The following is a 4509-nucleotide window of genomic DNA, read 5'->3' as shown; positions in this document are numbered from 1 at the left end:
CCTGCCATTAGACGATCCCCCAATTTCAAATATCATCTTTTATCGTGGAGTTTAATTTTATAATCATTGCCAACTTTTTCCAGTATTATATGTCCTTCTCTTGCAAGCCAGCCAAGTCCCATTATTAGTAAGTCCCTATCTCTTCCTGTTGCTTTAATTAACTTTTCAAATGTGGTCTCATTATACTTTTCAAGATAGCTCCATATTTCTCCTGCTACTATTCCTATTTCTGTTATCATTTTTCCTCCATTTTTTATTATTTTACAATTTTTCGCCTTTTTTGTGAAGAGTTTTACATCTTGGACACCTTGATATTTTATCTGACTTGCTGTCAATATACATATAAAAGCATATAGGACATTGCCATAGATAATCATGACTTTTAATTTCAAATGGTTTATTTGCCCTTTTTTCAAAAAATATCCAGAAAGTAAGAATTATTATTGGTAACATCAAGTAAAATGTTAAAGCAATATCAATATTTATTTTTATCATTTCAGTCGGAAAATAAAAGTTATAATACCCCAGACATCTTCATTTTTATTTATTGGCTGGAAAAGATATTTCATAAATTTATTCATTGTATATACATCAAGTTCTGGATATCCTGATGAAGTAATAATTTCTGTTTCACTTATTTTTCCATCTGCTTTTACCCAAAATTTAATTTTTATATTACCTTCAATACCGTTTTTCTCTGCCCAATCAGGATATTCAATTGGTTCTTTATATATAAGTTTTCTTTCTCCAATTGGTCCTTCTATTATTTCATTTGATTTTGTCCTTATTTCTGATTGTGCCTGTTGTATTATTGATGGAAGTGGCGGAAATTTTACCTGAAATTGAGGTATTTCAAATTCACCTGTAATTTTTGTTGTTGGAATAAATTCAGGAAAGCCAGTAAATTTTTCTTCTGAAATTTTTACAATTTCACTGCTATTATCAGATTGAGCAAGTTTTTCTGACTGAGATACTGTTTCAAGAGCAGGAAGATTTGGGAGAACTTCTGTTGTTTCTAATTGAATTTTCTTATCCATTGCAGGTGGAAGGAGAGTTACTTCAATTGGTAATGTTTTAGAAGGGGGAATAGGAAATATAATAGAAAAAAGTGATATGCCAACAATATGGAAAAATAAACTTATAGTAAATGTTTTAAGAAGTAGACGATTAGGTTCCATTTTATATTAAAGTTCTGGAGTTGTTGCTACTGCAATTTTATCTATCCCTTGTTTTCTTCCTGTATCCATTACCTGAACAACCCTTCCGTGTTTTGTATTTTCATCTGCTTTTATAACAAGAGTAAGTTTTTGCCTCCTTTCTTTTTCCTGTCTGAAAATTTCCTCTAATTCCTCTAATTTTACTGGTTGTCCATTATAAAAAATAATACCTTCTTCTGATATACTTACATATATTTCTTGTTTCTGGATTGTTTCAGTTGATGTAGATGCTTTTGGAAGTTTAATTTTTATTCCTGGCTGCATTATAAAACTTGAAGTCAACATAAAATATATAATTTGCTGGAAAATTATATCAACAAGAGGAGTTAAATTTAATTCTCCTTTTGTCATTTGATAATGTCTTTTGAACTTCATTTTTGTATTCCTCTTTTTCTTTTTATATATTTTAGTTTATTTATAGATATAGTGCAATTTAGATTTTCTTATGGAATTTGCAAGAAATTATATTTTAGAATAAAATATAATATTAAAATAAAAATGTAAGGAGGAGATGAAAATGCCAGGTAGAGAATTATTTGGTGATGAAGAATTAAAGGAAGTTATTGATGTTATGAAAAGGAAAGTTATTTTCAGATATGGATTTGAAAAAGAAAGAGAAGGCATTTTTAAAGTAGTTGAATTTGAAAATGAATTTTCAAAATTTATTGGAAGTAAATATTCACTTGGTGTTTCTTCTGGGTCATCTTCTTTAAAAGTTGCACTTGAAAGTTTGAATTTACCAAAAGGGAAAGAAATAATTACTCAGTGTTTCACATTTTCTGCAACAATTGAAGCAATAAGGGAAAGTGGGTTTATTCCTGTTCTTTGTGAAATTGATAAAACCCTTAATATGGATGTTGATGACTTAAAAAGAAAAATAAACAACAGAACCGTTGCAATTATGCCTGTTCATATGATGGGGGTACCTTCCAGAATTGAAGAAATCTGTGAAATAGCAAAAGACAGAAATTTAAAAGTTGTTGAAGATAATTGTCAGAGTACAGGGGCATTATATAAAGGTAAAAAATTGGGAACATTTGGTGATATTGGATGTTTTTCTTTTGATTATGTAAAAGTTATGACAACAGGGGAGGGTGGTATGGTTGTAACTGATGATGAAGAATTATATAAACAGGCGGACTATTACCACGACCATGGGCATCCACATCTTCCTGGTGTATCAAGAGGCGAAGAAAAGAAGCTGAGAGATGGATTTAATTTTAGAATGAACGAATTACAGGGAGCAATAGGTATTGCTCAATTAAAAAAATTACCAGAAGTAATAAGAAGACATAAAGAAAACAAAAATAAAATAAAAAACGGAATAAAAAATTTAAATGGAATTGAATTTAGAGAAATACTTGATGTTGATGGTGATATTTCTACATTTCTAACAATGTTTTTGCCAGATAAAGAAAAAGCAGAAAAATTAAAAGAGAAAATGAGAGAAAGAGGAGTGGCACCGGCAACTTTGAATTACTGGCATTTTACAGCAAATGTTGAAATATGTGGTGGAAACTATCCAAAAAGTCAAGAACTTTTGGAGAGAAGCGTTGTTCTTGAATTAAAAGCAATTATGAGTGATGAAGAAATAGAAAAAATAATTGATGTTATGAAATCATTTTAATTATTTTGGAGATATTGGTATAGAAAAAGAAGTGAAATATAATATCTGCGAAATTTTCTATTCAATTCAGGGTGAAGGAAAATTACAGGGATTCCCTTTTGTTTTTATCCGTTTTTCTGGGTGTAATTTAAAATGTCCTTGGTGTGATACAAAATATGCGTTAAAAAAAGGATATAAAATAGAAATTGATGAAATAATAAAAAAAGCTGGGAAATATAGGTGTAAAAATGTGTGTATTACAGGTGGAGAGCCATATTTACAACCATTAAAGCCAATTTTGGAAAAATTAAAAGAAAATAACTTTTTTGTCTCAATTGAAACAAATGGGACAATATGGCAGGATATAAAATTTGACTGGATAACAGTAAGTCCCAAAAAACAGGGAAAAAAATATCACAAAAATGGATATGATGAGAAATTTATAAAAGTTGCCTCTGAATTTAAGTATGTAATAACAGGGAAAGATGACTTTAAATTTATTGATAAGGAAATAAGAAAAAATATAGTACTTCAACCAGTTAATAACGATAAAAAAATTAGTAAGTTAATAATTAAGTATATTAAAGAAAACCCATATTTAAACTACCAGATTAAACTTCAACTTCATAAAATCCTCAAACTTCCATAAATCTCACTTTACTCTGTGGAATTATTATATCTATAATATTTCTTTTAAGGTATTATGATAAAATGGAAATTAAAAAATTTCTAAAAGGGAAAGTTGTAATAATTGGAATTGGAAATCCTTTAAAAGGTGATGATAATGCTGGAAATATTATTGTTAAAAAACTTATGGAAATAGTTAAATCAGATAAAGTAAACTTTTTAGTAGTTGAAGAAGGAATTGAAAATTTCATTGGGAAAATAGAAAGATTAAAATCAGACAATATAATTATAGTTGATGCTGTTAATTTTAAAGGGAAAATAGGAGAAATTAAAATATTTTATCCTGACCAGTTGATGAAAAATACAACTACGACTCATTCTTTTTCTTTACCTGACCTTTTAGGTATATATAATTTTAAAAAATGTTTAATTATTGGAATTCAACCAGGAAACTTATCTTTTGGAACTGAAATAAGTAAAGAAGTTAAGGAAAGTGTTGATAAAATTGTTCTGTTGCTTGCTAAATATCTTACCAGTCAAGCAGGAAGGAGGATATATGGAAAAAATAAAAATCAAAATAGGGAATATTGAAGTAGAAGGAGAAATTCTTGATACAAAATTAGGTAAAAAAATAATTGAGAAAATTCCATTTAGTTCAAAAGCAAACTTATGGGGAGATGAAATTTATTTTGAAGTTGATGTTGATGAAAAATTAGAAATGCCTGTAAGTGAAGTTGAGAAAGGAGATATTGGATATTGGCCAACTGGTAAATGTTTCTGTTTGTTTTTTGGGCCAACTCCAATAAGTTATGGAGATAAAATTATTCCTGCAAGTAAAGTTGAGATTGTTGGGAAAATTACAAAAGGAATTGAAAAATTAAAACAGGTAAAAGAACGAGATGAAATAATTGTAGAAAAAGGGTAAAAATTCGGCTCAAAACTAATTCAGTAATTTGACAAAAATTGGGAAAATGTTTAAATTATCCTTGAAAATTAAGGAAGGAGAGAAAAAATGATAGATATTCATATGCATATTGGCAGATTATATTTTGAACCACC

At 28.5% G+C, this 4509-nt stretch carries 8 protein-coding genes; 4 read left to right on the top strand and 4 right to left on the bottom strand.

From position 1 onward, the window contains the following. Positions 1-32: 32 nt before the first annotated feature. From PLW95_07925 to PLW95_07910, 4 genes are read right to left on the bottom strand one after another with little or no spacing between them, the layout of a single operon-like run. Positions 33-239 carry a winged helix-turn-helix domain-containing protein gene (locus tag PLW95_07925; GenBank protein HOV22582.1) on the bottom strand — a complete coding sequence of 69 codons (207 nt, stop codon included), beginning with the start codon at positions 237-239 and terminating at the stop codon, positions 33-35. A gap of 22 nt (positions 240-261) precedes the next feature. Next, complete coding sequence (locus PLW95_07920) at positions 262-495, bottom strand: hypothetical protein (protein ID HOV22581.1); 234 nt, start codon at positions 493-495, stop codon at positions 262-264. Continuing rightward, positions 492-1178: a TonB family protein gene (locus PLW95_07915; protein HOV22580.1), complete on the bottom strand. Its 687-nt coding sequence runs from the start codon at positions 1176-1178 to the stop codon at positions 492-494. The genes PLW95_07920 and PLW95_07915 overlap by 4 nt, the downstream gene beginning before the upstream one ends. 6 nt (positions 1179-1184) lie before the next feature. After that, the gene (locus tag PLW95_07910) at positions 1185-1592 is read right to left on the bottom strand and encodes a biopolymer transporter ExbD (GenBank protein HOV22579.1); all 408 of its coding nucleotides are present in this window, start codon (positions 1590-1592) and stop codon (positions 1185-1187) included. A 142-nt stretch (positions 1593-1734) separates the two neighbouring features. On the opposite strand from PLW95_07910, the gene PLW95_07905 reads away from it, so the two are divergent. The 4 genes from PLW95_07905 (at position 1735) to PLW95_07890 (ending at position 4375) form a co-directional block, all read left to right on the top strand. After that, the gene (locus tag PLW95_07905; protein ID HOV22578.1) at positions 1735-2844 is read left to right on the top strand and encodes a DegT/DnrJ/EryC1/StrS family aminotransferase; all 1110 of its coding nucleotides are present in this window, start codon (positions 1735-1737) and stop codon (positions 2842-2844) included. 31 nt (positions 2845-2875) lie between these two features. Continuing rightward, positions 2876-3472: a 7-carboxy-7-deazaguanine synthase QueE gene (locus tag PLW95_07900; GenBank protein ID HOV22577.1), complete on the top strand. Its 597-nt coding sequence runs from the start codon at positions 2876-2878 to the stop codon at positions 3470-3472. A gap of 62 nt (positions 3473-3534) precedes the next feature. Next, complete coding sequence (locus PLW95_07895; protein ID HOV22576.1) at positions 3535-4041, top strand: hydrogenase maturation protease; 507 nt, start codon at positions 3535-3537, stop codon at positions 4039-4041. Beyond that, positions 4007-4375 (top strand): cyclophilin-like fold protein, encoded by a 369-nt coding sequence (locus PLW95_07890; protein ID HOV22575.1) that lies wholly within the window; start codon positions 4007-4009, stop codon positions 4373-4375. The genes PLW95_07895 and PLW95_07890 overlap by 35 nt, the downstream gene beginning before the upstream one ends. Positions 4376-4509: the final 134 nt, after the last annotated feature.

This window comes from bacterium (assembly GCA_035370465.1).
GTDB lineage: Bacteria > Ratteibacteria > UBA8468 > B48-G9 > JAFGKM01 > JAGGVW01.
This window is presented reverse-complemented; position numbering and strand designations above follow the sequence as displayed.